This is a genomic window from Polaromonas sp. P1_G2, assembly GCF_056405515.1.
The window spans coordinates 1-3,561 of sequence record NZ_JBFUBY010000450.1 but is presented as its reverse complement, the minus strand read 5'-3'; the positions used below and the strand labels follow the sequence as shown (position 1 = coordinate 3,561).

Below are 3,561 nucleotides of genomic sequence, written 5' to 3'. Positions count from 1 at the left end.
CATCAACATCGAGTGCGTCGATGAAATCGCCGATGCCGCCGGCCGCAAGGCTGAGGTGGCGGCCATCACCGAGGCGGCCATGCGCGGCGAGATCGCCGACTACAAGGAGAGCCTGCGCCAGCGCGTGGCCTTGCTCAAGGGAGTCGGCGTCGCCAGCATGGACCAGGTCTACCACGAGCGCCTCAAGCTCAACCCCGGCGCCGCCGAACTGGTGCACGCTTGCAAGGAAGCCGGCATGAAGGTGCTGTTGGTCAGCGGTGGCTTTACTTTCTTCACCGACCGCGTGCGCGACGAGCTCGGCATCGACTACACGCGCTCCAACGTGCTGGAAGTCGAGGACGGCTTTCTCACCGGCCGCATGGTGGACCAGCCCTGGGGCGACATCTGCGACGGCGAGGAGAAGCGCAGGATGCTGCTGGAGACCTGCGGCAAGCTGGGCATCAACCCGCTGCAGGCGATTGCCATGGGCGACGGTGCCAACGACCTTCCCATGATGGGTGTGGCCGGCCTCTCGGTGGCCTACCATGCCAAGCCGCGCGTGCGCGAGCAGGCCATGGTGGCCATCAACGAGGGGGGCCTGGACCGCCTGCTGGAGCTTTTCAGTTGAGGCGCCCACACACGGCCACATCTCCTGCGGCGCATCAATCCCTCCAGAATAAGTCAACGATCCCGCAGCCATAAGGCCTTATAAGCAGGAACCTGCATCCAAAGACAAGCGACATCCATGGTTTTTTTCAAGCGATTCGAAAGCCAGCTTCCCGCCTATCCCGAAGCCGATCCCTCCCTGCCGCCCAAGGGTTTCATGGCCTTTCTGTGGGCCTGCACCGAAGGCGCGCGCGGCTACATCCTGCAGCTGGCGCTGCTCTCGGCGGTGCTGGCGATTTTCGAGGCGCTGCTGTTCGCCATGCTGGGCCGCATCGTCGACTGGTTGGGCGCAACCGCGCCCGCCAATCTGTGGGCAGAGCACGGCACCGCGCTGACCTGGCTCGCGCTCATCGTTGTGGGCAGCATCGCGGCTGTGGCGCTGCAGACCACCGTGAAGCACCAGACGCTGGCCATCAACTTCCCGATGCGGTTGCGCTGGAATTTTCACCGCCTGATGCTGGGGCAAAGCATGTCCTTCTACCAGGATGAGTTCGCCGGCCGGCTGACCACCAAGGTCATGCAGACCGCGCTGGCCGTGCGCGACACGCTCTTCGTGCTGGCCGACGTGCTGGTCGCCATGGGGGTCTACATCGCCACCATGACGGTGCTTGCCGCTGCCTTCGACATGAAACTGGTGGCGCCCTTCCTGGTCTGGCTGGCGCTCTACATCGCAAGCCTTTATTACTTCGTGCCACGGCTGGGCCGCATCGGCAAACTGCAGGCCGACGCCCGCTCGCTGATGACGGCCCCCCCCCCCGCGACGCCATGAGCGAGTTCATGAAGACCGGCTATAGCCAGATGCGCCTCGTCAGCGCCTTCGAGATCGTTAACCACGCGCTCAGCATGGGCCTGATTCTCGGCATGGCCGGCACCTCGCTGTGGCTCTGGCACCTGGGCCAGGTCGGCGCGGGCGCGGTGGCCGCGGCCACCGCCATGGCGCTGCGCCTGCAGGGCATGTCGCACTGGATCATGTGGGAGACCACCAGCCTCTTTGAAAGCGTGGGCACCGTGCAGGACGGCATCAATACGCTGTCGCGGCCTCACACCATCGTGGACGCGCCCGGTGCGGCCGCGCTGGACGTGCCGCGCGGCGAAGTGCGCTTTGAAGCCGTGAACTTCAGCTACGGAAAAAACAAGCCGGTGATCGACCAGCTGACGCTGACCGTCAGGCCGGGCGAAAAGATCGGCCTGATCGGCCGCTCTGGCGCCGGCAAATCGACGCTGGTCAACCTGTTGCTGCGGTTTTATGACCTCGACGGCGGCCGCATCCTGATCGACGGCCAGGACATCGCCACCGTGACGCAGGACAGCCTGCGCGGCCACATCGGCATGGTGACGCAGGACACCTCGCTGCTGCACCGCTCGGTGCGCGACAACATTACCTACAGCCGTCCCGGCGCCAGCGACGAAGACATGCGCATGGCCGCGCGGCGCGCCGAAGCCGACGGCTTCATCGCCGACCTGACCGACCCGCATAACCGCCACGGCTATGACGCCCACGTGGGCGAACGCGGCGTGAAGCTTTCCGGCGGACAGCGCCAGCGCATCGCGATCGCGCGTGTGATGCTCAAAGACGCCCCGATCCTGCTGCTGGACGAAGCCACCAGCGCACTCGACTCTGAAGTCGAAGTTGCGATCCAAAGCAGCCTGAACACGCTGATGCAGGGCAAGACGGTGATTGCGATTGCCCACCGCCTCTCGACCATCGCCGCCATGGACCGCCTCATCGTGCTGGACCAGGGCCGCATCGTCGAGGAAGGCGACCACCGCACGCTGCTGGCCAACGGCGGCCTGTACGCGCGCCTCTGGGCGCACCAGAGCGGCGGCTTCCTGAGCGACAACCTCGAGGAAGAAGCGGAACTGGCGGCCTGAGCTGCGGCACACGATCGCGTTCCGGGCGGGTATTTCCCGCAATGAAAGTCCGGCTGCGGACAATTGACCCGAGAAGCGCCCATGGCCTCCCGTATGGTTCAAATTTGAACACTACTGCAGGGAGGTCGAGGTGCATCACCCCGAACCTGAGCCGGTGCATCCGGCGCACTTCAAACGTAAAACATCGAACAAGCGGAGGCCGCCAAATGCCGTGCGCGGCAGCTTGTGGCTGGCCGGCCTGCCGCTGTTGTTCGCGGCCTTCAACGCGCCGGCCGCCGACCTGCTGGAGGTATACCGCCAGGCCCAGGCACGCGATCCTGTTTACCGGGGCGCCGTCTATGCGCTGCAGGCCGCACGCGAACGGCTGCCCCAGGCGCGCGCCGCCCTGCTGCCCGCGGTCAGCCTGGTCGGCGCCGCCAGCCGCCAGGCCGGGCAGGCCTCTTTCAATGAACTGGCGCCGGTGGCGCGCGACGTGCACAACCGCAGCTGGAACCTGCAGCTGACCCAGCCCCTGTGGCGCGCGACCAGCCGGGCGGCCCTGGACCAGGTGGGGCAGCAGGAGTTGCTGGCCGAGGCGCAGTTCCGTCTGGCCGAGCAGGACCTGATCCTGCGCACTGCGCAGGCCTACCTTGACGTGCTGGTGGCCCAGGAAGCCGAGCAGGTGGCCCACCTGCAGACAGGCGCCATGGAGCAGCAACGCAGCCTGGCCCGGCGCACTTTCGAAGGCGGAACCGGCACCGTGACCGATGTATACGAGGCCCAGTCGCGGCTGGACCTGTCTCGCGCCCAGGCGGTGGTGGCGGGCAACGAACTGCAGAACAAGCTGGCCGAACTGACGCGCATCCTGGGGATTTCCCATGCCCGCCTGGCGGCTTTGCGCGCTGACAGCCCTCTGCCGCGGATCCAGCCCGAAGGCGCCCAGCCCTGGCTGGACAGCGCCCGCGAACAATCCATCCAGGTGCGCATCGCCCAGGCCACACTGGAAGTCGCCGACCGCGAGATCGCCAAAAGCCAGGCGGCGCATTCGCCGACCCTGGACCTGAC

The 3,561-nt window shown here is 66.4% G+C and carries 2 protein-coding genes and 1 pseudogene; all 3 read left to right on the top strand.

Annotation, left to right across the window (positions count from 1 at the left end):
- Positions 1-607, top strand: a 607-nt coding sequence (gene serB, locus AC1D0P_RS25035) for a phosphoserine phosphatase SerB (RefSeq protein WP_477679207.1), incomplete at its 5' end; no start/stop codon positions are given.
- 117 nt (positions 608-724) lie between these two features.
- A pseudogene (locus AC1D0P_RS25030) lies at positions 725-2,517 on the top strand (ABC transporter ATP-binding protein).
- 211 nt (positions 2,518-2,728) lie between these two features.
- Positions 2,729-3,561 (top strand): TolC family protein (locus AC1D0P_RS25025; protein WP_477679206.1); only part of this gene is annotated, 833 nt, incomplete at its 3' end.